We start from the raw sequence: 25,232 nt of genomic DNA on the forward strand, positions 1-25,232 counted from the left end.
CGTTTTCTCGTACGGGCGGCGGGCGGCGACGGTACGCCGGGCACGATCGGCCCGGATCCGGGTAACCGGCACCTCTGACCATCCACACGCCGTCTCAACACCGAAGAGAGAGCCATGTCCCAATTCACCGCCGCGGACGTCAAGAAGCTCCGCGACCTCACCGGCGCCGGCATGATGGACAGCAAGAAGGCGCTGACCGAGGCCGAGGGCGACTTCGACAAGGCCACCGAGATCCTGCGCGTCAAGGGCGCCAAGGACGTCGGCAAGCGGGCCGGCCGGACGGCCGCCAACGGCCTCGTCGCCCACTCCGGCCAGGCGCTGCTCGAGCTCAACTGCGAGACCGACTTCGTGGCCAAGACCGAGTCGTTCATCGCGCTGGCCCAGCAGCTTGTCGAGCACGGCGAGCGCTCCGGCGTGACCAACGCCGAGGAGCTGCTCGCGAGCGAGCTGAACGGCAAGAGCGTCGCCGACCTGATCCAGGAGCAGTCCGCCAAGATCGGCGAGAAGCTGGTCCTGAACCGGTTCGCCAAGCTCGAGGGCACCACCGCCGTCTACCTGCACCGCAAGGCCCAGGACCTGCCCCCGGCGGTCGGCGTGCTGGTGCAGTACGCGGGCACGGCGGACGAGGCCGGTGACGCCGACGCTCGTGGCGTCGCGATGCAGATCGCCGCGATGCGGCCGAAGTACCTCACCCGGGACGAGGTGCCGGCCGAGGTCGTCGAGTCCGAGCGGCGCATCGCCGAGCAGACCGCCCGCGAGGAGAACAAGCCCGAGGCGGCGCTGCCGAAGATCGTCGAGGGTCGGGTGAACGCCTTCTTCAAGGACTACGTCCTGATCGAGCAGGCGTCGGTCACCGACAACAAGAAGTCGGTGAAGCAGGTGCTGGCCGAGGCCGGCATCGAGGTCACCCGCTTCGTGCGGTTCGAGGTCGGCCAGGCCTGAGCCGCCGCCAGGCGCCGTTGGCGCCGTGGGCAGGAGACGTCGACGAGGAGGCCGCCGGTGTACGTGACAGGCACCGCGGCCTCCTCGTCACATAAGGTCGGCAGCGGCAGGTTCGCGGTACGCGCCGCACGGGGCGTGCGCGTGGGGAAGGGCGGGGCGGATGACGCAGGTTGTGAGTGACCGGACGCTGGCGGTGGAGGATCCGACGGCGCCGCCGCCCGGACGCGCCCGCCGGGTGGTGCTGAAGCTCTCCGGCGAGGTCTTCGGTGGCGGCGCGATCGGCGTCGACCCGGACGTCGTCCAGGCCATCGCCCGGCAGATCGCCACCGTGGTCCGCCGCGGCGTGCAGGTCTCCGTGGTGGTCGGCGGCGGCAACTTCTTCCGCGGCGCGGAGCTGCAGAAGCGCGGGATGGACCGGGCCCGCGCCGACTACATGGGCATGCTGGGCACCGTGATGAACTGCCTCGCCCTGCAGGACTTCCTGGAGAAGGAAGGCATCGAGACCCGGGTGCAGAGTGCCATCACCATGGCCCAGGTCGCCGAGCCGTACATCCCGCTGCGGGCGATCCGGCACCTGGAGAAGGGCCGCGTGGTCATCTTCGGTGCCGGCGCGGGGATGCCGTACTTCTCCACCGACACGGTGGCCGCCCAGCGGGCGCTGGAGATCCGCGCTGACGTGGTGCTGATGAGCAAGAACGGCGTGGACGGCGTCTACACCGCCGACCCCCGGATCGACCCCACCGCCAGCAAGTTCGACTCGATCACCTTCTCCGAGGTGCTGCGCCGCAACCTGCGGGTGGCCGACGCGGCGGCGTTCAGCCTCTGCATGGAGAACGGCCTGCCGATGCTGGTCTTCGGCGCGCAGGGTGACGACACCATCATCCGCGCGGTGGGTGGCGACAAGATCGGCACCCTGATCACCGCCTGAGCCCCGCCCCGCCCGCGGCGACGGCAGCAGCGGTCCCGGCGACTTTCAGCAGAGCCCACGACGAGCACAGAAGGAGGCGAGGAGACCGGTGATCGACGACACCCTCCTCGAGGCCGAGGAAAAGATGGAGCGTGCGGTCGAGCACGCCAAGGAGGAGTTCGGGGCCATCCGCACCGGTCGCGCGAACCCCGCCATGTTCTCCAAGATCATCATTGACTACTACGGCACCCCCACGCCGCTGACCCAGATGGCGTCCGTCGCGATCCCCGAGCCGCGGATGGCGATCATCAAGCCGTACGACAACTCGCAGATCAATGCGATGGAGAAGGCGATCCGCGACTCGGACCTCGGGGTGAACCCGAACAACGAGGGCAACCAGCTGCGCATCCTGCTCCCCCAGATGACCGAGGAGCGCCGCCGCGACATGATCAAGGTGGCTCGGCACAAGGGCGAGGAGGCCAAGGTGGCGATCCGCAACGTCCGCCGCCGCGGCAAGGAGGAGCTGGACCGGATCGTCAAGGACGGCGAGGCCGGCGAGGACGACGGTCGCCGTGCCGAGAAGGAACTGGACGACCTGACCCAGCGTTACGTGGCCAGCATCGATGACCTGGTCAAGCACAAGGAGACGGAGCTGCTGGAGGTCTGACCCCGACCCGGCACCCGTCCGACGTCATGCCGCGCCACGAGGCCCGGCCCCGATCCGGGGCCGGGCCTCGTGCCGTGTGGTCCCGCGGGGCGCCATCGTCCGCCTCGCCCCGGCGGCGGGTGCAGTAGGCTCGGCAGGATTCCCGGCCACCGAGCGGTGAACACCGGGAATCGACCGACCGTCGGGGCGGTCAACCAGAGGAACGAAGTCGCGCCGGTAGGGGATGCTTGTGGTCTTGCGTCATGTGGTGGTTCTCGTGCCGCGTCGCGGTGCGTGATGTCCCACCCCGACCCCTACAGTGGCGAGCCTCGCGGCTGGGACCGGCCGGAGCGGCCGGCGGCCCTGCCCTGGCCCGACCAGGAGCTCGAACCGGGCCAGTGGACCAGTCGTCCGGCCGCGGGCCCGGAGGTGTACGCCGAGTCCCGCACCCGCCCGTACGCCGACCCGTACTCCGGTGACCCGTACGACGAGCGCGGCCGGATGGTCCGCCCGGATGACCGGGACCGTTTCGACGACCGGGACCGGCGCGACCGCTTCGACGACCGGGACCGGTACGAGGACGACCGGAACCAGCCCGACCGGTACGACGACCGGGGTCGCGGCGGCCGGTACGGTGACCGCCCGCCCGCCGGCGGTGACGCCCCGGTGCGATACGACGACCCGGAGCGCTTCGACGACCGCGCCGGTCCGGTCCGCTACGACGACGAGTCCGCGTATCCGACCGCGCAGCTCGCGCCCATCCGTGCCGACATCGCGCCGGACCACGACGAGGTGACCGGGTCGGAGCCTCCGTCCGGTCGGCGGTCGAAGGGCCGACGCCGGGCCAGTGCCGACCGGCCGGCCACCCAGCAGGCGGGCACCGGGCGGGCGGGCCGGAACCTGCCGGCGGCCATCGGGGTCGGGCTCGGTCTCGGGGCGCTGATCGTGGTGCCGCTGGTGTTCTACCCGTTGGCGTTCCTGCCGGTGATCGCCGCCGCCATCGCCGTCGGCATCTGGGAGATGGCCCGGGCGGTCCGGCGCAGCGGCGCCCACCCGCCGCTGGTGCCGCTGATCGCCGGTGGCGTGCTGACCGTGGGCCTGGCCTGGTTCGCCGGCCCGGACGCACTCAGCCTCGGCCTGCTGGTCACCGTCCTGGGCACCATGATCTGGCGGTTGGGCGACGGCCCGGCCGGCTTCCAGCGGGACCTGACCGCGGCCACCCTGATCGCCGTCTACGTGCCGTTCCTCGGCGGTTTCGCGGCGCTGCTGGCGGCGGCCCCCGACGATGGTCCGCTGCGCATCCTGGCCACGCTGATCGCGGTCGTCCTCTCCGACACCGGCGGGTACGCGGCCGGCGTCTCCTTCGGTCGTCACCCGATGGCGCCGTCGGTGAGCCCGAAGAAGTCCTGGGAGGGCTTCGCCGGCTCGGTCACCGCGGCGGCTCTGGGCAGCGCCCTGCTGCTCTGGCTGATGTTCGACCTGGCGCCCTGGTGGGGCGCGCTGTTCGGGCTGGCGGTCTCCTGCGCGGCGGTCCTCGGTGACCTGGCCGAGTCGATGATCAAGCGGGATCTCGGGGTCAAGGACATGAGCAACCTGCTGCCGGGTCACGGCGGCCTGATGGACCGGCTGGACTCGATCCTGTTCGCGGTGCCGACGGCGTACCTGCTGCTGGCGATCTTCGTGCCGGTGGTGAACTGAGGCATGGATCACGGCGTCCCGGTCATCCCGCCCCGGCGGTCGGGGCCGGTTCGACACCTCCGGAGGGGTACCTGCCGCCGACGGCGTGACACACTGGACCAGCCATGACGAGCCTGCCGCTGATCCCCGCCACCCCGGACGCCCCCGCCGCACGCCGGGCCTCCATGCCACCGCAGCACCTCGCCGACCTGGACCTGGCCGGCCGCCAGGCGCTGGTCGCCGGGTTGGGTGAGCCAGCGTTCCGTGCCAAGCAGATCTCCACCCACTACTTCGGGCGGCTGGTCCGCGACCCGCAGGCGATGACCGACCTGCCCGCGGCGACCCGGGACCGGCTGGCCGACCAGCTGCTGCCCACGCTGCTCACCCCGGTGCGCGAGCTGGCCTGCGACGACGGCGCGACGCGCAAGGCGCTCTGGCGGCTGCACGACGGCGCGTTGGTGGAGAGCGTGCTGATGGGCTACCCGGACCGGGTCACCGTCTGCATCTCCAGCCAGGCGGGCTGCGGCATGGCCTGCCCGTTCTGCGCGACCGGCCAGGCCGGGCTGACCCGCAACCTGTCCACCGCCGAGATCGTCGACCAGGCGGTGTACCTGGCCGGGGTCGCGGCCTCTGGTGCGGTCGCCGGTTCCCCGCCGCGGCTGTCGCACGTCGTGTTCATGGGCATGGGTGAGCCACTGGCCAACTACTCCCGGGTGATCGCGGCGATCCGTCGCCTGGTCAGCCCGGCTCCGGAGGGGCTCGGCCTGTCGCAGCGGCACATCACCGTTTCCACGGTCGGGCTGGTTCCGGCCATCCGCCGACTGGCCAGCGAAGACCTCTCAGTGACCCTTGCGTTGTCGTTGCACGCGCCCGATGATGATCTGCGCGACGAACTCGTGCCGGTAAACCAGCGCTGGAAGGTAGCCGAGGTGCTGGACGCAGCGTGGGACTACGCCGCCCGGACGGGCCGTCGCGTGTCGATCGAGTACGCGATGATCAAGGACGTGAACGACCAGCCGTGGCGAGCTGACCTGCTCGGGCGGCTGTTGGCCGGCAAGTTGGCCCACGTGAACCTCATCCCGCTCAATCCGACGCCGGGCAGCCGCTGGGACGCCAGCCCGAAGCCGGTTGAGCGGGAGTTCGTCCGGCGGTTGCGCGACGCCGGGGTGTCCACCACCGTTCGGGACACCCGAGGTCGCGAGATCGACGGCGCGTGTGGCCAGCTCGCCGCCGCCGAGGACAACGACACCAACACCGACCGCGCCGGAGAGGCACCGGCGTGACCGGGCGTGGCGAACGAGACCAGGAGACATAGTGGCGAGTCAGGGTCAGCGTTTCCGGCGCAAGGCGCTCCGCCGGGGATACAAGGTCGACGAGGTGGACGCCTTCCTCGACCGGGTCGAGGCGACGCTAGACGGCCGGCAGGTCGGCGCGCCGGTGGCCTCCCAGGAGGTCCACGACGTCGTCTTCCGGGTCCGGTTCAACGGCTACGACGAGTGGCAGGTTGACCTTCACCTGGACCGGGTCGAGCGGCAGCTGGCCGAGCTTGAGGAGCGCGGCGCCGCCGGGCGCGGCGGCGACCCCAGGATGGGTCCGCCGGACCGGATGGGCCCGCCGATGCGCGACGACCGGGGCATGGTCCCGCAGCCGATGCCGCCCCGGCCGATGCCGGCGCAGGCCGGCCCGCCCGATCGCTACGGCAGGTACGACGAGCCGACCGGGGCCTTCGCCGGTGGGTACGACGCCCCCCGTGGCGGTTACGACGCACCGCGTGGCCCCGGCGGCCCGGCCGGCCCCGGCCCGATGGGTCCCGGTGGCCCGATGGGCGGTCACGGCCTCCCGCCGCGCGGCCTGCCCGCCGGTCCCGGTGGCTACGGCCAGGACGACCAGCGCATGCCCGGTGGCTACGGCCCGGACGACCAGCGCTCGCCCGGTGGCTACGGCCCGGACGACCAGCGCTCGCCCGGTGGGTACGGCGCCGACGACCAGCGCTCGCCCGGTGGCTACGGCCCGGACGACCAGCGCTCGGCCGGCGGCTACCCGCCCGAGGAGCCGCGCTTCGACGGCTTCGAGGCCGGTCGGCACGGTCGCGCCGACATGACCGCCGAGATCCGGATGCCCGAACGGGACCTGCGCGACATGCGCCGTGGCCCGGCCGGCCCGCCCCCGATGCCGCAGCAGGGCATGGGCGGCCCGCCGATGGCCGGTCCGCCCGCCGTGCCCGGCCCGCCGATGGGTGGCCCGCCGATGGCCGGTCCGCCCGGCAGCGACCTGTACCGGGTCGACCAGATCCGGCGCCGCTTCCAGGTGCGCCGGTTCGGCAGCGGGTACGACCCGGACCAGGTCGACCGGTTCTTCGAGACGCTGCTCGGTGGCATGCAGGGCCGCAACCCGATGCCGGTCAACCCGAAGGACCTGGACACGCTCCGGTTCGGTCTGGTGCCCGGCGGCTACTTCGAGGCCGAGGTCGACGCCGCGCTCAAGGACGTACAGGACATCCTCTTCGGGCGCTGACCCCGACGCGTACGGACGAGGGCCCGTCCCCGGGTGGGGGCGGGCCCTCGGCGTATGTCGGCCGGTCGTCCGGCGGTCGGTCGGGTCAGGAGCGCAGACCGTTGCGCCGCAGCACGGCGTCACCGATCACGATGATCAGCAGCAGCGCGGCCAGGCCGACCAGCCAGATGTCCTCGACCCTGCCCTCGTGGTTGCCGCAGATCATCGCCAGCAGCGCCAGCGCGGTGAGGACCGCGCCGATCCGCCCGGACTTCCGGTGTCCGGGCTTGTGCTGGTCTGGCGACGTTACCGGCTCGCTTCCTGCCACTGTCGGTCCTTCCCTCGCGATCGGATCTCCGGTTAGTCTGGCACGCCTCCTGCCCGGGGCGGCGCGGTGGGTGTTTCCCGGTCATCGGGCCCCGCCCACCCGGGTCGGACGGCACTACCGGCGTCGCGAGGCGGCGGTCAGACTCCCTCCGGTAGCGTTTGGCGTACACCTGATTGTCTGTTTGAGGGGGACTGTGCGGTGCGAGTGACCGGAACCGGGCACGCCAGCATGCGGATCGACACGGCCGCGGGCAGCATCCTGTGCGACCCGTGGGTCAACCCGGCCTACTTCGCGTCGTGGTTTCCATTTCCGGACAATTCCCTGCTCGACTGGGAGACCCTGGGTCAGGTCGACTACCTGTACGTGTCCCACCTGCACCGGGACCACTTCGACGCGGCGCACCTGAGGGACCACGTGTCGAAGCAGGCGACCGTGCTGCTGCCCGAGTTCCCCACCTCCGAGATGGAGGACGAGCTGCGGGCGCTGGGCTTCACGAAGTTCCTGAAGGCGCCGAACGAGCAGGTCGTCGAGCTGGACGGCGGGCTGAAGATCATGATTCAGGCGCTGACCAGCCCCACCGACGGCCCGATCGGCGACTCCTCGCTCTGGGTGGAGTACGACGGGGTGCGGCTGCTCAACCAGAACGACGCCCGCCCGACCGACCTGAGCGTCTTCGCCGAGCTGGGGCACGTGCACGCGCACCTGCTCCAGTTCTCCGGCGCGATCTGGTACCCGATGGTCTACGAGCTGCCGCAGGCGGCGAAGACCGCGTTCGGCAAGCAGAAGCGCGACCGGCAGTTCGACCGGACGTGGCGCTACATCGACGACCTGAAGGCCTCGCACGTCTTCCCGATCGCCGGCCCGCCGTGCTTCCTGGACGACGCGCTGTGGCAGTTCAACGACATCCACGGCGACGAGGGCAACATCTTCCCCGACCAGTCCGTCTTCATGGCGGAGTACGCCAAGGTCGGCGGCACCAACGGGATCGTGCTGCTGCCGGGCAGCGTCGCCGAGGTCACCACCGAGGGCGCGACCACCACCCACCCGGTGCCGGTCGAGGAGTTCTTCGCGAACAAGGTCGCCCACCTGGAGGAGATGCGGGAGCGCAAGCGGCCGATCATCGAGGCGGAGAAGGCGTCCTGGCGGCACCCCGAGGTGGATGTGCTCGCTCAGATGAAGAGCCGGATCGAGCCGCTGCTCGACGAGTCGATCTACCTGGCCAAGGGCGTCGGCGGTCCGGTCCGGTTCGACCTGGTGGGCTACGACGGTGAGAGCGTCGAGTCGATCGTGGTGGACTTCCCGGGCAAGGAGGTCCGGCCGTACGCCGACGAGAAGGTCCGCTACCGGTTCCGTACCGAGCGGGCGCTGATCGAGCACCTGCTGTACGTCGACGAGGTGGACTGGGTCAACTCGCTCTTCCTCTCCTGCCGGTTCTCGGCGGCCCGGATCGGCCAGTACAACGAGTTCGTCTACGCGTTCTTCAAGTGCCTCTCCGAGGAGCGGCTCCAGTACGCCGAGGGCTGGTACGACGAGCACGAGCGGACCACCGACGCCGAGGACATCACCCTGGGCGACTGGGTGGTGCAGCGGCGCTGCCCGCACCTGAAGGCCGACCTGACCCGGTTCGGCATCGTGGAGGGCGACCAGCTCACCTGCCAGCTGCACGGCTGGCGGTTCGACCTGCCCAGCGGCCGCTGCCTGACGAGCGTCGGCCACAAGGTCCGCGCCCACCGCGTCGACGCCGACACCCCGGCCCCCGCCGGCGAGGCGCTGAGCTGACGAGCCGGCCGGGCACCCGAGGTGGTGCCCGGCCGCCCGCCCAATCCGCGTCCGCGCGGCCCCCCGATGCGCCACGATGCAGTGGAGAGCGGCGAAAGCCGCAGTCCGGTAGCAACCGGTCACCATCGAGAGCGGGGCGGGCGTGGCGGGGGCGGACGCGCAGAAGGGCGGGTACCGGTACGGGCGCGGGCGGGAGATGGCCCGGGACGCCGCGCGGGTGGAGACCTTCAGCGACGGCGTCTTCGCGGTCGTGCTGACGGTCATGGCCGTCGAACTGCTCCAGAACGGCCCGGCCCGGGCCGGCGGAAGGGAACTGCCGGACGCCCTCGCCCACGCCTGGCCGACCTACCTGGCCTACGTGATCACCTTCGGGATCGCCGGCCAGATCTGGCTCGGCCATCACAACATGTGGCGGTACGTGGTCCGGGTCGACCAGCCGCTGGTGGTCTTCAACCTGCTCGTGCTGCTCTTCGTGGCCGCGATCCCGTTCACCGCCGACCTGCTGTCGGACAATCTGCGCGGGAGCGCGACCGAGCAGCGGCTGACCGCCGCTCTCTACCTCGGCACCGTGCTCGGCGAGTCGCTCTTCTTCAACCTGAGCTGGTGGTGGGCCCGCCAGCGCAGACTGCTTCACCCTGACCTGGACCCCGAGCTGGCCCGGGCGGTGTCCCGGCGACTTCTGGTGCGTCCGCTGCTCTACCTGACCGCCTTCGCCTTCGTCTTCGTCGACCCGATCCTCAGCCTGGTCCTCTACCTGCTGCTCGTCGGCCTCTCCCTCATCCGCCGCCCCGGCGACCTGCCCCGCTTCGCCTCCGAGGTCGGCGACGGGGTCAGCGGCCGAGGTCGCTGAGGATCCGCTGGGCGGCGTTGTGGCCGGCGGCCCCGATCACGCTGCCGGCCGGGTGGCAACCGGCGCTGCCGGCGTACACACCGTCGATCCCGGTGGCGTAGGGCATCCGGTCGGTGAACGAGACGGTGTTGTCGACGTGGTGGATGTGCCCGCCGGTGATGCCGAAGTGGGCCTCGATGCCCGGCGGGGGCAGCGGCACCGCGTCGGCGATCAGGTCGGCGGTGCCGGGGGCGTACCGCTCGACGATCCCGATCAGCCGGTCGACGTAGCCGGGCAGCGCCGCGTCCCAGGTGGTGCCGGTCAGCTCGTAGGGGACCGACTGGACGAAGAGCGCCGACGAGTGGTGCCCCGCCGCGTCGGAGAGCGACGGGTCGACGGTGGTGTGCAGGTACCACTCGATGGTCGGCTCCGCCGGCAGCCGCCCGGCCTGCACGTCCGCCCACATCGCGCGCAGCGCGGCCATCGGCGAGGTGTCGTCGCCGCCGACCAGTGACGCCGAGCCGGGCAGCAGGTGGATGGTCGAGCCGAACGGGCTCGGCGTGCCGGCCGGCAGGCAGGAGAAGTGGGGCAGCCCGGTGAGCGCCAGGTTGAGCTTGAGGGTGGTGCCGGGACGGCGGACCGCCGCCATCCGTGCGCCGAGCGGCGCCGGCAGCGCACCGTCGGGCAGCAGGTCCATCAGCCGGTACGGGTCACACGCGCCGAGCACCACCGGGGCGGCGACCTGCCGGCCGTCGGCGAGCACGACGCCGCTGGCCGCGCCGCCGTCCAGGGTCACCCCGGTCACCGGCGTACCCGCCAGGATGGTCGCGCCCGCGGCGCGGGCGGCGTCGGCGAAGGTCCGCGACACCGTGCCCATCCCGCCCTCGGCGATCATCCAGGTGCCGCCCGAGCCGGGAAGTCTGCACATGTTGTGCACCAGGAAGTTGTGGCCCGTCCCGGGGTCGTCGGGGCCGGCGTTCAGGCCGGAGAGCCCGTCGGTGACCGCGTACATGCTGACCAGCAGCTCGGAGCGGAACTCGAACCGGGCGAGGTAGTCCGCGACCGAGCCCTGCACCAGGTCGACGAAGATCTGCCGCAGCGCCGGTCGGACGTGCCGGTCGGCGGTCTCCTGGGCCGTCAGCGGCTCGGCGAGCCAGGCCGGGGCGAGATCCTCGCGCAGCGCGGCCAGCTCGGCCTGCATGGCGTCGTCGGCGGCCACGTCGGCGGGGGAGAAGAACTCGGCGAGCTGGGCGCGGGTCGCCGCGGTGTCACTGCCGAACAGCAGGTACGGCGAGCCGAGGCCGCCCGGCGTGGGCAGGAAGTAGTGCGGGTCGCGGCGCAGCACCGGGATCCGTACGTCGAGCGTGGCGAGCAGCTCCGGCGGCATCAGCCCGAGCAGGTACGAGCCGGTGGAGTGGCGCAGCCCCGGCACCTTCGGGAACGGGTTCTCGGTGCGGGTCGCGCCGCCGATCACCTCGGCGGCTTCCAGTACCAGGACGTCCAGGCCGGCGCGGGCCAGCAGGATCGCGGAGACCAGACCGTTGTGCCCCGCACCGACGATCACGACGTCGGCTCGGGCGGGAAGTTCGCTGCTCATGCCGCGGCAGCCTAGTCCGGGCCGACCCGCCGGGTAACCCCTTCGCTGCGGTCCCGGCCTCCGGCAGCCTCTGGGCCGGCGCTGCGCTGGCCGCCCCCGCCCAGCCCGGCCCAGGCCTGCACCTACGAGGTCGCCGGCCCCTTCCGCCGCTGACCGGCGCGCTGGGCCCGCCAGCGGGAGAGGGCCAGGGTGGCCGAGTAGCCCGCCAGCACGATCACGTGGAACACGTAGAGCCAGAGGAGCACGGCGACGCCGGCGCCGATCTCGTCGAAGCCGCCGAACGGCGCACCCAGGTCCAGCGGGAGGGAGGCGAAGAGCACGAAGCCGTGCAGGAAGCCGGAGAGGTTCGCCGCGGTGAACGACCCCATCCCGAGCGTGGAGAGCCAGTCCGGCGATGCCGGCCCGACCACCCGGAACACCCAGACCAGCACCGGCGTGAGCACCAGCCAGACCGCAAGGAACGACAGCACCACGCCCAGCGCCCCGACCCAGCCGCCCTGGCGGACCAGGCCGGTCGTGAGCGGCAGCGCCAGCAGGATCGACAGCAGCAGCGCGGGGGCCGGCGCGAGCAGCGGCAACAGCAACAGCCGGCCCCGCCAGCCGATCAGGTGCTCGTCGGTGCGGGGCGCGGCCACCGACACGAACGCCCGGCGCAGACCCTCGCCGTACAGCGACGCCGGCAGCAGGGAGGCCAGCGCCAGCAGCGGGGTCAACTGCGTCCCGGCGTCGACCAGCGCGGCCACCGCCCGGGGTGCGCCGATCGCGGTGGGCAGCGCCTCCACGGCGTACGAGGTGAGCCGGCGTACCCGGTCGGCCCCGGCGACGAGCGACGTCAGCCAGATCGCCAGCAGGGCCACCGGCACCACGGCGATCGCGCCGTAGAACGTGATCGCGGCGGCGTGCAGCGACAGGTCCCGTCCGCGCACGGGGCGGAACGCGGCGCTGATGATCCGCTTCGTCCGCCGCCATCCGCTGCCCACCGCGATCTCTTTCCCTGTCGTCGGGTCCGCCACTCATTAAGACCCGCCATGACCGTTCTCACCACCGAACGCCTGATCCTGCGTGACTGGACCGCGAACCCGACCGACCTGGCCCGGATCTACGACATCTACTCCCGTCCCGAGATCACCCGCTGGCTCGCCGTGTCGCCCGGGCTGCCCATGACCGAACCGGGGCAGGCCGCCGAGCGGCTGCGGATCTGGCAGGACCGGCACGCTGACGACAACGGCCGGTACGGCACCTGGGCGATCGAGGTGCGGGACACCGGGCTGGTGGCGGGCACGGTGCTGCTGAAGCCCCTGCCGGGTCCGGACGAGACGCGGCTGACCGGGAACATCGAGGTGGGCTGGCACCTGCACCCGGATTCGTGGGGCCACGGCTACGCGACCGAGGCGGCCCGTGCGGTGATGTCGCGGGAGTTCACCACCGGTACGCCGGAGATCTACGCGGTGGTCTCGCCGGGCAACGATCCGTCGATGGCGGTCTGCCGGCGCCTGGGCATGGCCCACGTGGGCCGGCGCACCGACTGGTACGGCGGGGAGGTGCTGGAGACGTTCGTGCTGGCCGCCCCGACCAGCGGACCGTGAAAGGAAGGGCCCCTTGTCACCGCCCGGCGGTGACAGGGGGCCCTTCCCGTTTCGGGAGGGTCGGCGGATGGGCAGGCATCAATAGTCACGGTGGTCGAAGTGTTGACGCCCTCGTAGCACGTCAGTAACATCTGGTCAACGTCCTGCAAAATCTCGACAAAGGTGTGCTTGATTCTTTGCATGGCGTCGCAACTTCCGGCGGGCCGCCTCTTTGGCGGTTTTTCTCCCCTTCTTGCCGCCACCACCTCGCCTCTCTGGCATCTCTCACCCACACCGGCCGGCGCGCCCCCACGCGTCCGGCCGACGATGCGCCGAGTCACGCCCCCGCCGTGGTCTCCCCGCGGCACCGTCCCCCGAACGACAGGACAGTGATGAGACGAACGAATCTGTTCAGGATGGTGGCGGCGACAGTCGCGGCCACGGTGGTCGCCACCGTAGGGTCGGCGGCCGTCGCGCCCTCGGCGGCCGTCGCCAACGCGGAGACCCCCCGCTCCGCCGGCACGACGAGCACCGCCTTCGCCCCGGCGGCCACCAACCTCGCCCAGGGTCGACCGACCCAGGAGAGCGGCCACGCCGACGTCTACGACTCGTCGAAGGTCGTCGACGGCAACGCGGGCAGCTACTGGGAGAGCGTCAACAACGCCTTCCCCGAGTGGGTGCAGGTCGATCTCGGCTCGTCGCAGACCGTCAACCAGGTCGTGCTCAAGCTGCCGACCTCCGGTTGGGCCACCCGTACGCAGACCCTGAGCGTGCAGGGCAGCGCCAACGGCTCGTCGTTCACCGACCTCGTCGGGTCGCAGACCTACACCTTCAACCCGGCGAGTGGCAGCACGGTCACGATCAACTTCAACCAGACCGCCACCCGGTACGTACGCATCAACGTCACCGCCAACAGCGGCTGGCCGGCCGGGCAGCTCTCCGAGCTCGAGGTGTACGGCAGCGGCGGCGGCGGTCCGGACACCACCGCGCCGAGCGTGCCGGGCAACCTCTCGTACACCCAGTCGGGCACCACGATCACCCTCAACTGGGTCGCGTCCACCGACAACCCGGGCGGCAGCGGCATCGCCGGCTACGACATCTACCGCAACGGCGCGTTCCTCCAGTCGGTCGCGAACGTGACCACCTTCAACGACACGCAGCCGACCACGGCGACCGTGTCCTATCACGTCCGGGCGCGCGACGTCGCCGGCAACCTCTCCGGCAACAGCAACACGGTGACCCGTACCGGCAGCGGTGACACCACCGCGCCGAGCGTCCCGGGGACGCTGTCACACAGCACGTCGGGCAACACGATCACCCTCACCTGGGGTGCCTCCACCGACACCGGCGGCAGTGGTCTGGCCGGCTACAACGTCTACCGCGGCGGCAGCCTGATCGCGACGCTGGGCACCGTCCTCACGTACCAGGACAACCAGCCCTCGACGGCGACCGTGTCCTACTACGTTCGCGCCCGTGACGGCGCGGGCAACCTGTCCGGCAACAGCAACACGGTCACCCGGACCGGCACCGTGCCGCCCGCCTGTACGAACGTGGCGCAGGGCAAGGCCATGACGGCGACGGGCTCCACCTTCACCTTCACACCGGAGAAGGCGAACGACGGGCAGCTCGCGACGTACTGGGAAGGCGCGGCGAGCTACCCGCAGAACCTGACCGTGGCGCTGGGCGCGAACCACTCCATCTCGGCCGTCACCGTCAAGCTGAACCCGGACCCGGCCTGGGGCACCCGTACGCAGACCATCCAGGTCCTCGGCCGCGACCAGGCCTCGTCCTCGTACACCAACCTGGTGTCGGCGGCGAGCTACCAGTTCGTCCAGGGCAACAACGTGGTGACGATCCCGGTCAGCGCGACCACCGCCGACGTGCAGCTGCGGTTCACCGCCAACAGTGGGGCGCCGTCGGGTCAGGTGGCCGAGCTTGAGGTGTGCGGCACGCCGGCACCCAACCCGGACCTGGTCATCACCTCGACGACCTGGTCGCCCGCGGCACCGAGCGAGGTCAGCCCGGTCACCCTCTCGGCCGTTGTCCAGAACGTGGGCTCGGCGGCCGCCGGCGCCACCACGGTGAACTTCAGCCTGGCCGGCGCGGTCGTCGGCAGTGCCGCGGTGGGCGCGCTCAGCGCCGGCGCCTCGACCACGGTCTCGTTCAACGCCGGAACCCGGCCGATGGGCAGCTACGCCGTCACGGCGGTGGTGGACCCGACGAACACGATCGTCGAGCAGAACAACGGCAACAACAGCTTCACCGCTGCCACGCCGCTGGTGGTCTCGCAGGCGCCGGGCCCCGACCTGCAGGTGCTCGGCATCACCTCCAACCCGCCGAACCCGGCCGTCGGGGCGTCCGTCACGTTCACCGTGTCGGTCCGCAACCGCGGCACCACCGCGACCGGCGCGACCACGGTCACCCGGTTGACGGTGGGCGGCACCACGCTCAACACCAACACCGCCTCGATCGCCGCCGGCGCGACGGTCACCGTGGCTGTCGCCGGGAGCTGGACCGCCACCAGTGGCGGCGCCACCATCACCGCCACCGCCGACGCCACCAATGCGGTCGCCGAGACCAACGAGACCAACAACGCCTTCAGCCAGTCGATCGTCGTCGGGCGGGGAGCTGCGGTCCCGTACGTCTCCTACGAGGCGGAGGCCGCCCAGTACCAGGGCGTGCTGCTGGAGACCGACCCGCTGCGCACCTTCGGCCACACCAACTTCGCGACCGAGTCCTCCGGCCGCAAGTCGGTACGACTGAACAGCACCGGGCAGTTCGTCCAGTTCACCTCGACCAACCAGGCCAACTCCATCGTGGTGCGCAACTCCATCCCGGACGCGCCCGGTGGCGGCGGCATCGAGGCGACCATCAGTCTCTACATCAACGACGTCTTCTCCCGGAAGCTGACCCTGTCGTCGCGGCACAGCTGGCTCTACGGCAACACCGACGGGCCGGAGGCGCTGACCAACACCCCGCAGGCCGACGCCCGCCGGTTGTTCGACGAGTCGAACGCGCTGCTGTCGCAGTCCTACCCGGCCGGCACGCGGTTCAAGTTGCAGCGCGACGCCGGTGACTCGGCCTCGTTCTACATCATCGACATGATCGACCTGGAGCAGGTGGCGCCAGCGGCGAGCCAGCCGGCCGGGTGCACCTCGATCACGTCGTACGGTGCGGTCCCGAACGACGGGCTGGATGACACCGCCGCCATCCAGCGGGCGGTCACCGACGACCAGAACGGGGTCATCGGCTGCGTCTGGATCCCGGCCGGGCAGTGGCGGCAGGAGCAGAAGATCCTGACCGACGACCCGCTGAACCGGGGTACGCACAACCAGGTCGGCATCAGCGACGTCACGATCCGGGGCGCCGGAATGTGGCACTCGCAGCTCTACACGCTGACCGAGCCGCAGAACGTGGTGGGCGGCATCAACCACCCGCACGAGGGCAACTTCGGCTTCGACATCGACAAGAACACCCAGATCTCGGACATCGCGATCTTCGGCTCGGGCCGGATCCGTGGTGGTGACGGCAACGGCGAGGGCGGCGTCGGTCTGAACGGCCGGTTCGGGACGGGCACCCGGATCAGCAACGTCTGGATCGAGCACGCCAACGTGGGCGTCTGGGTGGGCCGCGACTACGACAACATCCCCGACCTCTGGGGCCCGGCCGACGGGCTGGAGTTCAGCGGCATGCGGATCCGCAACACCTACGCCGACGGCATCAACTTCAGCAACGGCACGCGGAACTCGCGGGTGTTCAACTCGTCCTTCCGCACCACCGGCGACGACGCGCTCGCGGTCTGGGCCAACCCGTACGTCAAGGACCGGAATGTGGACATCGCCCACGACAACCACTTCGTCAACAACACCATCCAGCTGCCGTGGCGGGCGAACGGCATCGCCATCTACGGCGGCTACGACAACTCGATCGAGAACAACCTGATCTACGACACCGCGAACTACCCGGGCATCATGCTGGCGACCGACCACGACCCGCTGCCGTTCTCCGGGACGACGCTGATCGCCAACAACGGGCTCTACCGGACCGGTGGCGCCTTCTGGAACGAGGACCAGGAGTTCGGCGCCATCACGCTCTTCCCCGCGACCAGGGACATCGTCGGGGTCACGATCCGGGACACCGACATCGTCGACTCCACGTACGACGGCATCCAGTTCAAGAACGGCGGCGGCAACATGCCGAACGTCGCGATCACCAACGTGCGGATCGACAAGTCCAACAACGGTGCCGGCATCCTCGCCATGGGCGGCGCCCGCGGCAACGCGAACCTGACCAACGTCACCATCACCAACTCGGCCGACGGCAACATCGTCATCCAGCCGGGGTCGCAGTTCGTCATCACTCCCTGATCGACACGGTTTCAGTGAAGTCGGGGTGTCCGGAAGCTGCGGACACCCCGACTTCCGTGCTGTGCACTGCGGCGCAGGGTCCGTCGTGGGCGTCGGGCCGCCGGCCGCGGGCGGCGCCGCCGGTCGATAGGGCCGCCCATGGTCCTCCCGTCCGGGCGGCGACCTCTCGATGAGCGGTATACCTGGTAGGTATCAATATGACTCTGGGGTATAAGCGCTCATGAAAGTGACCGCTACCGATGGTGCGTGACGGAGTCTGGGGCACAACGGGCCCGAGTAGACAGCTACTCAGGGCCGTTGCCGTGTCGCTCTACGAGATTGGGGTCAGCCGAAGGACTTGAACCCGCGCCAGTCGTCGCCCAGGACGACCTTCACCGCGCCGCCTGTGTTGGTGGTGGATGGGTGGTAGATCCGCATCATCCCGTCGGTGCCGGACCGGGTCCAGAAATCAGGAACCCGGTCCCTGTTCACATCCGGGATGCTGATCATGGCGCGTTTCCATTGCGCTGATGACCGGGTGAGGCCTTTCCCGTCTGGGTTCGAAACCCAGCGAGGCGACTCCGGCGGTCCGCTGTCAGGCGCTGACGCACTGGGTGTGCGATGACGCACAACTGGGGCTGCGGTGGCTAGGCTGACCTGAGCAGAATGTCCCGCTGAGGGGGTGAGCCCGGATGGCCCAGGCAGCGTTCGCGCCGGAGCCGGCACCGCAGCACACCGAGCCGTCGTTCGACGTGCTGCGGTGGCACGACGAGCCGTGGACCGCGCAGCTCGCCCTCGACCTGTTGCCGGAGACCAACGGCCCCAAGGTTGAGGTCCTGAGCGGAAGCGTGATCGTGACACCACATGCCGGGTACGACCATCAGGATGCGGAGCTGGACCTCGCCTACCTCCTCAAGCAGGCGGCCCGTCGCGCAAAGCTGTGGCTCTACCTTGAGACGAACATCGTCTCGGGCCAGGACCTCTTCATTCCGGACATCGTCATTCTCGACGCTCCCGGCGGCGGTCGAACGACGATGGACATCCGGCACGCCGTGCTCCTCGGGGAGATCGTCTCCCCTGGGAACCGGCGGAAGGACATCATCGACCGCCCGCGTGAGTACGCAGCCGCAGGCGTGCCCTTCTTCCTCCGGGTTGACCTGCGCAATCGGGTGCCCACCATCGCGTTGTACGAGCTGACCGAGGGGGAGTACCGGCCGGTGGCTGCCGCTGCGGCCGGCACGCGCTTCGTCATGCGGGAGCCGTTCGAGTTCTCCATCGATCCGGCCGACCTGCTCGGCGAGGAGGCGCCGCCGGAGGAGCCGGACGGGGACGCCTGAGGCTCCCAGCGGGCGTGCAGCGGCAGTGGGGAAGAATGGTCGGGTGACTTCCCCTCGCGACCTTGTTCTGCTCGGGTCCACTGGCTCGATCGGCACGCAGGCCATCGACATCGTCCGGCGCAACCCGGACCGGTTCCGGGTGGTCGCCCTGGGCGCGGGCGGCGGCAACGTCCAACTGCTCGCCGCGCAGGCCCTCGAACTGGGCGTCGACGCGGTCGGGGTGGCCAGGGCGTCCGCCGCGCAGGACCTCCAGCTGGCGTTCTACGCCGAGGCGAGCCGGCGCGGCTGGGCCACCGGCGACTTCAAGCTTCCCAAGATCGTGGCCGGGCCGGACGCGATGACCGAGCTGGCCCAGTGGCCGTGCGACATCGTGCTCAACGGGGTGGTCGGCTCGCTCGGGCTCGCGCCGACGCTGGCCGCGCTGCGCTGTGGTCGTACTCTCGCGCTGGCCAACAAGGAGTCGCTCGTGGCCGGCGGCCCGCTGGTCAAGGCCGCGGTGACGCGGCCGGGGCAGATCGTCCCGGTCGACTCGGAACACTCGGCGCTGGCCCAGTGCCTGCGCTCGGGCACGCGCGGCGAGGTGCGTCGGCTGATCGTCACGGCCAGCGGCGGCCCGTTCCGGGGTCGGGGGCGCGACGAGTTGACGCAGGTCACACCCGAGCAGGCGCTCGCACACCCGACCTGGAACATGGGGCCCGTCGTCACGATCAACTCCGCCACCATGGTCAACAAGGCGCTGGAGGTGATCGAGGCGCACGAGCTGTTCGACGTGCCCTACGCCGACATCACCGTGATGGTGCACCCGCAGTCGGTGATCCACTCGATGGTCGAGTTCGTCGACGGGTCGACGATCGCCCAGGCCAGCCCACCGGACATGCGGCTGCCCATCGCGCTGGGCATCGGCTGGCCGGACCGCGTCCCGGGGGCCGCCGCCGCGGTCGACTGGACGGCCGCGCACACCTGGGAGTTCGCGCCGCTCGACGACGAGGCGTTCCCGGCCGTCGCCCTGGCCAAGGCCGCCGGGGAGACCGGGCGCTGCCGGCCGGCGATCTACAACGCGGCGAACGAGGAGTGCGTGGCCGCGTTCGTGGCGGGCCGGCTGCCGTTCCTCGGCATCGTCGACACCCTCGAACGCGTGTTGGAGGAGGCTCCGGACTTCGCCGAACCAGGTACCGTCGAGGACGTGCTCGCGGCGGAGTCGTGGGCACGTGCGCACGCGCAGGAGATCATCGCGGGTTCGGTGGAAGGAGCTTGATGGCAAACCTGCTCGGGGTGGCGCTCTTCGCCCTGGCCATCCTCGTCTCGGTGAGCCTGCACGAGGCGGGTCACATGCTGACCGCCAAGGCGTTCGGGATGAAGGTCACAAAGTACTTCGTCGGTTTCGGTCCCACCCTCTGGTCGTTCAAGCGGGGTGAGACGGAGTACGGCATCAAGGGCATTCCGCTCGGCGGTTTCTGCAAGATCGTCGGGATGACACCGCAGGACGACGACGTCGACCCGGCCGACGAGCCGCGGGCGATGTGGCGCTACCCGGTCTGGAAGCGGACGATCGTCATGTCCGCGGGCTCGATCACCCACTTCGCGCTGGCACTGATCGCGATCTGGATCGCCGCCGTCTCGCTCGGCCTGCCCAACCGCGACTTCCCCACCACCGAGGCGCAGATCCGCCAGGAGCCGGCGGTGATCGCGCTGTCCGACTGCGTGGTCCCGGAGAACGCCCCCCGCGCCTGCGCGCCCGGTGACGCCGCCAGCCCCGCCGCCCAGGCCCAACTGCGCGACGGTGACCGGATCACCTCGATCAACGGCACGGCGATCAACAACTACGGCGAACTGCTGGTCGCCCTGCGGGGGCTCAAGCCCGGCGACAACGCCCAGATCGAGTACGTGCGCGACGGGCAGCCGGCGAAGACGAGCACCGTGCTCGCACAGACCCAGCGCCCGCCGCTCGACGACCCGAAGGGCACCGTCGCCCCGGTCGCCGCACTCGGCGTCGGTCTCGTGCCCACCACGCCCACCCGGGTGACCTACGGTCCGGTCGCGGCGTTCGGCGCCACCGCCGACTTCACCCGCGAGCTGGCCGTCGGCACCGTCCAGGCGTTGCAGCGGCTGCCGCAGAAGGTGCCCGCCCTGTGGACCGCCATCACCGGCGGCGAACGTGACGTGGACACCCCGATCAGCGTGGTCGGCGCCAGCCGGCTCGGCGGCGAGGCGTTCGCCAACAAGGCCTGGCTGCTGTTCGTGACGCTGTTCATCTCGTTGAACTTCTTCATCGGCGTGTTCAACCTGCTGCCGCTGCTCCCGCTGGACGGCGGCCACATCGCCATCGCCTGGTTCGAACGGGCCAGGTCCTGGCTGTACGCGAAGATCGGCCGTGCCGACCCCGGGCGGGTCGACTACCTCAAGCTGATGCCCTTCACGTACGTGGTGATCCTGATCGGTGGCGTGTTCACGCTGCTGACCATCACCGCGGACGTCGTCAACCCCATCACGCTCTTCCCAAGGTGAGTGCTGAAGTGACCGCTGTCAGTCTCGGTATGCCCGCCGTACCGCCCCCGCCGCTCGCACCCCGCCGGGCGAGCCGCCAGATCATGGTCGGTTCCGTGCCGGTCGGTGGCGGCGCGCCGGTGTCGGTGCAGTCGATGACCACCACCCTCACCTCCGACGTCAACGCCACGCTTCAGCAGATCGCCGAGCTGACCGCGTCGGGCTGCCAGATCGTCCGGGTGGCCGTGCCGTCCCAGGACGACGTCGAGGCGCTGCCGGCGATCGCCAAGAAGTCGCAGATCCCGGTGATCGCCGACATCCACTTCCAGCCCAAGTACGTCTTCGCCGCCATCGACGCCGGCTGCGCGGCGGTCCGGGTCAACCCGGGCAACATCCGCCAGTTCGACGACAAGGTCCGGGAGATCGCGAAGGCCGCCGGCGACGCCGGGGTGCCGATCCGGATCGGCGTCAACGCCGGCTCGCTGGACAAGCGGCTGCTCAGCAAGTACGGCAAGGCCACCGCCGAGGCGCTGGTCGAGTCCGCGCTGTGGGAGTGCTCGCTGTTCGAGGAGCACGGCTTCCGGGACATCAAGATCTCGGTCAAGCACAACGACCCGGTCGTGATGATCCGGGCGTACCGGCAGCTGGCCGAGCAGTGCGACTACCCGCTGCACCTGGGTGTCACCGAGGCCGGGCCGGCCTTCCAGGGCACCATCAAGTCGGCGGTCGCCTTCGGTGCCCTGCTCGCCGAGGGGATCGGGGACACCATCCGGGTGTCGCTCTCCGCCCCGCCGGTGGAGGAGATCAAGGTCGGCAACCAGATCCTGGAGTCGCTGGGGCTGCGCGAGCGGGGCCTGGAGATCGTCTCCTGCCCGTCCTGCGGTCGCGCCCAGGTGGACGTCTACAAGCTCGCCGAGGAGGTCACCGCCGGTCTGGAAGGGCTGCCGGTGCCGCTGCGGGTCGCCGTCATGGGCTGCGTCGTCAACGGCCCGGGGGAGGCCCGCGAGGCCGACCTCGGCGTCGCCTCCGGCAACGGCAAGGGCCAGATCTTCGTCAAGGGCAAGGTCGTCAAGACGGTGCCCGAGGCGCAGATCGTGGAGACGCTGATCGAGGAGGCGCTGCGGATCGCCGACGAGATGGGCGCCGAGCTTCCCGAGGAGCTGCGCGGGCTGATCACCGGCCCGACCGTCACCGTGCACTGATCCTGTTCCGTACGGAAAAGCGGCCGTTCCCCGCGGGGAACGGCCGCTTTCGTCGTGTCCGGTGCTGTGGTGCCGCCGCGCGTCACTCGGATTCGGCGAGGATCGCGTACAGCTTGCGCCGGGTCTCGTCGAGCACCTGGGCGGCCCGCTCCCGCTGGTCGTCGGTGCCGTTCATCATCACCTGGCGCAGGGCGTTCATCGCCTGGGCGCCAGAGTCGCGGATGTCGTGCCAGCTGCTGACCGTGCCCTGGGCGACGTCCGCCCACGGCGGCGTCTGCGCGGCCTCGGTCGCCTCGGCCTGACCGGCCTCGCTGACCGTGAAACGCTTCCGCCCGCCGCCGGACTCCTCCGTGCTGGCGACGATCACACCCTCGTCCTCCAGTAGCTGGAGCGTCGGGTAGATCGAGCCCGGGCTCGGCCGCCACGCACCGCCGGTGCGGGAGTCGATCTCCTGGATCATCTCGTAGCCGTGCATCGGCCGCTCGGTGAGCAGGGCCAGCACGGCGGCACGGACGTTGGGGCGTCGACCCCGGCCCCGTCCACGACCCCGGCCGCCCCAGGGGCCGCCGTGTTCGTGGCCGTGTCCGGGCGGGACCGGCGGGAAGCCGAATCCCCGCATCCGGGCCTCATGCATCGCGTGGTGCTGTCGGTGGAACCTCATCGGTTCTTCCTCTCTACGTACTGTCGCTGATGCATCAACGATATATCGGCACTGCATCGCCGACAAGTGCGGGCTTAAAAACCGTACGTACGTCTTGCTATGGTGGCGGGCATGCGCCTGCTCCCCCCACCCGGCCCGGCCCGGGTTCTCACCCTCGGCACCCTGGTCAAGACCGTCGGGCGGGGCCTCTGGCTTGTCGCCAGCGCGCTCTTCCTCACCCGGTCGGTCGGCCTGACGGCGACCCAGGTGGGGGTCGGGCTCACCATCTCGGCGCTCGTCGGCGTGCTCGCCAGCGCGCCGAGCGGCTACCTGGCCGACCGCGTCGGCCCGCGCGGCGTCCAGGTCGGCGCACTGGTCGCCGCCGGCACCCTGACCGCGGGGCTGATCACCGTCCGCTCGTTCCCCGCCTTCCTGCTGGTGGGCGCCGCCACCGCGCTCGCCGACGCGGTCGAGCGCGGCGCCCGGGGCGCGCTGATCGCCGGCGCCATCCCGGCCGACCAGCGGGTGCACACCCGCGCCTACCTGCGGGCCACCACCAACGTCGGGATCTCCGTCGGCGCCGTCCTCGGCGGGTTCGCCATCGCCGCCGACACCCGCGCCGGGTACGTCGCGCTGATCCTGACCGCCGCAGCGGCGTCGCTGGGCGCGGCGGCGGTCCTCCTCCGGCTGCCCACCGTCGCACCGGTCGCCGCCCCGACGCACGGGCCGCGGCTCATCGCCCTGCGGGACCGCCCGTTCCTCGCCTTCACCCTGCTCGACGGGCTGATGTCCATGCACTTCAGCCTGCTCACCATCGCCCTGCCGCTGTGGATCGCCGGGCACACCGCCGCGCCGGCCTGGATGATCTCCGCGTTGACGCTGGTCAACACCGTGCTGGTGGTGCTCCTCCAGGTACGCGCCGCCCGCGGCGCCAGCACCGTTCCCGGGGCCGCCCGCGCCGCCCGCCGAGCCGGGGTGGCCATCGCGCTGGCCTGCGTACTCTTCGCCGCGAGCGGCGCCCTGCCCACGATGGGCGCTGTCGGCCTGCTCGGCCTCGGGGCGCTGGTGCACACCACCGGGGAACTGTGGCACTCCGCCGCCGGATGGGGGATCTCCTTCGGGCTGGCGCCGGCCGACGCGCAGGGGCAGTACCAGGGGGCGTACGGCATGGGCTACGAGCTGGGCAAGATGCTCGCACCCGTGGTGGTGGCCACCCTGGCGCTCGGCTGGGGCGTACCCGGCTGGCTGGTGCTGGGTGGGCTGTTCCTCCTGCTCGGTGCCCTGGTGCCCCCGGTCGTCCGGTGGGCCGGCCGGACCCGGTCGATCAGCCCGGCGGACGAGCCGGTGACCGTCTAAGACCGGCCTCGCCACTCGGCCGGCGGGGCGGGGGTGCGATCTGGCAGGGTGGTACATGTGCTGACGGTGCCGGTACGGCAACTGGGGGAATCGGAGCGCCGCGCGGTCGAGCGACTGCTCGACCTGGACCCGTTCGCGGGCGCGCAGGTCGCCGAGCGCATCGCCGCGCGCGGGCTCTCCTGGTGGCGGGCCGAGGGCAGGATCCTGGGGTACGGCGCACGGCGCAACCTCGAATCACTCTGCTGGCTCGGCGGCAACCTCACCCCGGTGCTCGCCACCGACGCCGCGGTGGCCGCCTTCGCCGACCTGCTCGCCGGCGAGGAGCGCCTCTGCTCATCCATCGTCGGCCGGGCGGACGCCGTCCTCGGGCTGTGGGACCGCCTCTCCGGCACCTGGGGTCCGGCCCGGGACGTCCGCCCCAACCAGCCGCTGCTGGCCACGGACGCGCTGCCGGCCGTACCGGTCGACCCGGAGGTACGCCGCGTCCGCTCCGGTGAGGTCGACCGGCTCTTTCCAGCGGCGGTGGCCATGTACACCGAGGAGGTCGGCGTCTCCCCGCTGGCCGAGGACGCCGGGCGCAGCTACCGCCGACGGGTCAACGACATGGTCCGCTCCGGTCGGGCGTACGCCCGCTTCGTCGACGGCAAGGTCGTGTTCAAAGCCGAACTGGCCGTGGTGACCAAGCGGACCGCGCAGGTCCAGGGCGTCTGGGTGGCGCCGGAGTGGCGGGGCCGCGGGATCGCCACCGCCGCGATGGCGGCCGTGGTACGCGACGCGCTGCTGCGGGTCGCCCCGACCGTCAGTCTGTACGTCAACGACTTCAACCTGCCGGCCCGCCGGGTCTACGAGCGCTGCGGCTTCCAGCCGGTCGGCACCCTCGCCACGGTCCTCTTCTGACCGGTCGTGCGTGCGCTGGCCGGCTGGTCCGTCGGTCGTCCTGGTGTGGACATGCCGCTGGCCGGCACCCCGGTTGGGGTGCCGGCCAGTGGTCGGTGTCGTTTTGCTGTGTGGGTCAGCTGTTCCAGTGCTTGCTGACCAGGTCGGTGGCCTGCTGCTCCCACTGGGCGTAGGCGTCGGGGTAGGCCGAGACCTGCACGGTCTGGG

At 71.1% G+C, this 25,232-nt stretch carries 21 protein-coding genes; 16 read left to right on the plus strand and 5 right to left on the minus strand.

The annotated features are described in order from the left end of the window. The first annotated feature begins 114 nt into the window (after positions 1 to 114). The 6 genes from tsf (at position 115) to AB0K07_RS27120 (ending at position 6,686) form a co-directional block, all read left to right on the plus strand. Complete coding sequence (gene tsf, locus AB0K07_RS27095) at positions 115 to 942, plus strand: translation elongation factor Ts (protein ID WP_363759121.1); 828 nt, start codon at positions 115 to 117, stop codon at positions 940 to 942. 160 nt (positions 943 to 1,102) lie between these two features. Further along, positions 1,103 to 1,870: a UMP kinase gene (pyrH, locus tag AB0K07_RS27100; protein ID WP_363759124.1), complete on the plus strand. Its 768-nt coding sequence runs from the start codon at positions 1,103 to 1,105 to the stop codon at positions 1,868 to 1,870. 88 nt (positions 1,871 to 1,958) lie between these two features. Then, a complete protein-coding gene (frr, locus tag AB0K07_RS27105; protein WP_121655235.1) occupies positions 1,959 to 2,516 on the plus strand; it encodes a ribosome recycling factor in 558 nt (185 codons plus the stop codon). A gap of 276 nt (positions 2,517 to 2,792) precedes the next feature. Continuing rightward, positions 2,793 to 4,193 carry a phosphatidate cytidylyltransferase gene (locus AB0K07_RS27110; RefSeq protein WP_363759127.1) on the plus strand — a complete coding sequence of 467 codons (1,401 nt, stop codon included), beginning with the start codon at positions 2,793 to 2,795 and terminating at the stop codon, positions 4,191 to 4,193. Positions 4,194 to 4,297: 104 nt separating this feature from the next. Beyond that, positions 4,298 to 5,455, plus strand: coding sequence for a 23S rRNA (adenine(2503)-C(2))-methyltransferase RlmN (gene rlmN / locus AB0K07_RS27115; protein WP_121655232.1), 1,158 nt, complete (start codon positions 4,298 to 4,300; stop codon positions 5,453 to 5,455). 31 nt (positions 5,456 to 5,486) lie between these two features. After that, positions 5,487 to 6,686: a DivIVA domain-containing protein gene (locus AB0K07_RS27120; protein WP_363759130.1), complete on the plus strand. Its 1,200-nt coding sequence runs from the start codon at positions 5,487 to 5,489 to the stop codon at positions 6,684 to 6,686. 85 nt (positions 6,687 to 6,771) lie between these two features. On the opposite strand, the gene AB0K07_RS27125 is transcribed toward AB0K07_RS27120, so the two are convergent. Then, complete coding sequence (locus tag AB0K07_RS27125) at positions 6,772 to 6,993, minus strand: DUF2631 domain-containing protein (RefSeq protein WP_252416691.1); 222 nt, start codon at positions 6,991 to 6,993, stop codon at positions 6,772 to 6,774. Between the two features lie 198 nt (positions 6,994 to 7,191). Between AB0K07_RS27125 and AB0K07_RS27130 the strand changes: the two genes are divergently transcribed. Both AB0K07_RS27130 and AB0K07_RS27135 read left to right on the plus strand, forming a co-directional pair. Next, positions 7,192 to 8,772 carry a Rieske 2Fe-2S domain-containing protein gene (locus AB0K07_RS27130; protein WP_363759133.1) on the plus strand — a complete coding sequence of 527 codons (1,581 nt, stop codon included), beginning with the start codon at positions 7,192 to 7,194 and terminating at the stop codon, positions 8,770 to 8,772. Positions 8,773 to 8,968: 196 nt separating this feature from the next. Beyond that, on the plus strand, positions 8,969 to 9,622 hold the full coding sequence (locus AB0K07_RS27135; RefSeq protein ID WP_363759179.1) for a TMEM175 family protein: 654 nt from the start codon (positions 8,969 to 8,971) through the stop codon (positions 9,620 to 9,622). Here AB0K07_RS27135 and AB0K07_RS27140 read toward each other — a convergent pair. Further along, on the minus strand, positions 9,603 to 11,198 hold the full coding sequence (locus tag AB0K07_RS27140; protein WP_363759136.1) for an NAD(P)/FAD-dependent oxidoreductase: 1,596 nt from the start codon (positions 11,196 to 11,198) through the stop codon (positions 9,603 to 9,605). The two genes, AB0K07_RS27135 and AB0K07_RS27140, sit on opposite strands and share 20 nt — an antisense overlap. Positions 11,199 to 11,320: 122 nt before the next feature. After that, positions 11,321 to 12,178 (minus strand): YhjD/YihY/BrkB family envelope integrity protein, encoded by an 858-nt coding sequence (locus AB0K07_RS27145; protein ID WP_363759139.1) that lies wholly within the window; start codon positions 12,176 to 12,178, stop codon positions 11,321 to 11,323. A gap of 48 nt (positions 12,179 to 12,226) precedes the next feature. On the opposite strand from AB0K07_RS27145, the gene AB0K07_RS27150 reads away from it, so the two are divergent. After that, positions 12,227 to 12,784 carry a GNAT family N-acetyltransferase gene (locus tag AB0K07_RS27150; protein WP_363759142.1) on the plus strand — a complete coding sequence of 186 codons (558 nt, stop codon included), beginning with the start codon at positions 12,227 to 12,229 and terminating at the stop codon, positions 12,782 to 12,784. A 395-nt stretch (positions 12,785 to 13,179) separates the two neighbouring features. Beyond that, positions 13,180 to 17,130 (plus strand): CARDB domain-containing protein, encoded by a 3,951-nt coding sequence (locus AB0K07_RS27155; RefSeq protein WP_363759145.1) that lies wholly within the window; start codon positions 13,180 to 13,182, stop codon positions 17,128 to 17,130. A gap of 324 nt (positions 17,131 to 17,454) precedes the next feature. On the opposite strand, the gene AB0K07_RS27160 is transcribed toward AB0K07_RS27155, so the two are convergent. Further along, positions 17,455 to 17,619 (minus strand): hypothetical protein, encoded by a 165-nt coding sequence (locus AB0K07_RS27160; RefSeq protein WP_363759182.1) that lies wholly within the window; start codon positions 17,617 to 17,619, stop codon positions 17,455 to 17,457. Between the two features lie 182 nt (positions 17,620 to 17,801). On the opposite strand from AB0K07_RS27160, the gene AB0K07_RS27165 reads away from it, so the two are divergent. From AB0K07_RS27165 to ispG, 4 genes are read left to right on the plus strand one after another with little or no spacing between them, the layout of a single operon-like run. Beyond that, complete coding sequence (locus AB0K07_RS27165; protein WP_363759148.1) at positions 17,802 to 18,446, plus strand: Uma2 family endonuclease; 645 nt, start codon at positions 17,802 to 17,804, stop codon at positions 18,444 to 18,446. Between the two features lie 43 nt (positions 18,447 to 18,489). Continuing rightward, complete coding sequence (dxr, locus tag AB0K07_RS27170) at positions 18,490 to 19,701, plus strand: 1-deoxy-D-xylulose-5-phosphate reductoisomerase (RefSeq protein ID WP_363759151.1); 1,212 nt, start codon at positions 18,490 to 18,492, stop codon at positions 19,699 to 19,701. Next, positions 19,701 to 20,951: a site-2 protease family protein gene (locus AB0K07_RS27175; protein WP_363759153.1), complete on the plus strand. Its 1,251-nt coding sequence runs from the start codon at positions 19,701 to 19,703 to the stop codon at positions 20,949 to 20,951. The genes dxr and AB0K07_RS27175 overlap by 1 nt, the downstream gene beginning before the upstream one ends. Before the next feature lie 8 nt (positions 20,952 to 20,959). After that, on the plus strand, positions 20,960 to 22,132 hold the full coding sequence (gene ispG, locus AB0K07_RS27180; RefSeq protein WP_363759155.1) for a flavodoxin-dependent (E)-4-hydroxy-3-methylbut-2-enyl-diphosphate synthase: 1,173 nt from the start codon (positions 20,960 to 20,962) through the stop codon (positions 22,130 to 22,132). An 82-nt stretch (positions 22,133 to 22,214) separates the two neighbouring features. On the opposite strand, the gene AB0K07_RS27185 is transcribed toward ispG, so the two are convergent. Beyond that, positions 22,215 to 22,793, minus strand: a complete 579-nt coding sequence (locus AB0K07_RS27185) for a PadR family transcriptional regulator (protein ID WP_363759158.1) — start codon at positions 22,791 to 22,793, stop codon at positions 22,215 to 22,217. A 111-nt stretch (positions 22,794 to 22,904) separates the two neighbouring features. Here AB0K07_RS27185 and AB0K07_RS27190 point away from each other — a divergent pair, with 111 nt between their 5' ends. Then, positions 22,905 to 24,128: an MFS transporter gene (locus AB0K07_RS27190; RefSeq protein WP_363759161.1), complete on the plus strand. Its 1,224-nt coding sequence runs from the start codon at positions 22,905 to 22,907 to the stop codon at positions 24,126 to 24,128. Positions 24,129 to 24,185: 57 nt separating this feature from the next. After that, entirely contained in the window at positions 24,186 to 25,025 is an 840-nt protein-coding gene (locus AB0K07_RS27195) for a GNAT family N-acetyltransferase (protein WP_363759164.1), read from the plus strand. Positions 25,026 to 25,232: the final 207 nt, after the last annotated feature.

The sequence above is a fragment of the Micromonospora sp. NPDC049301 genome, from assembly GCF_040678715.1.
In the GTDB taxonomy this organism is placed as follows: Bacteria; Actinomycetota; Actinomycetes; order Mycobacteriales; family Micromonosporaceae; genus Micromonospora.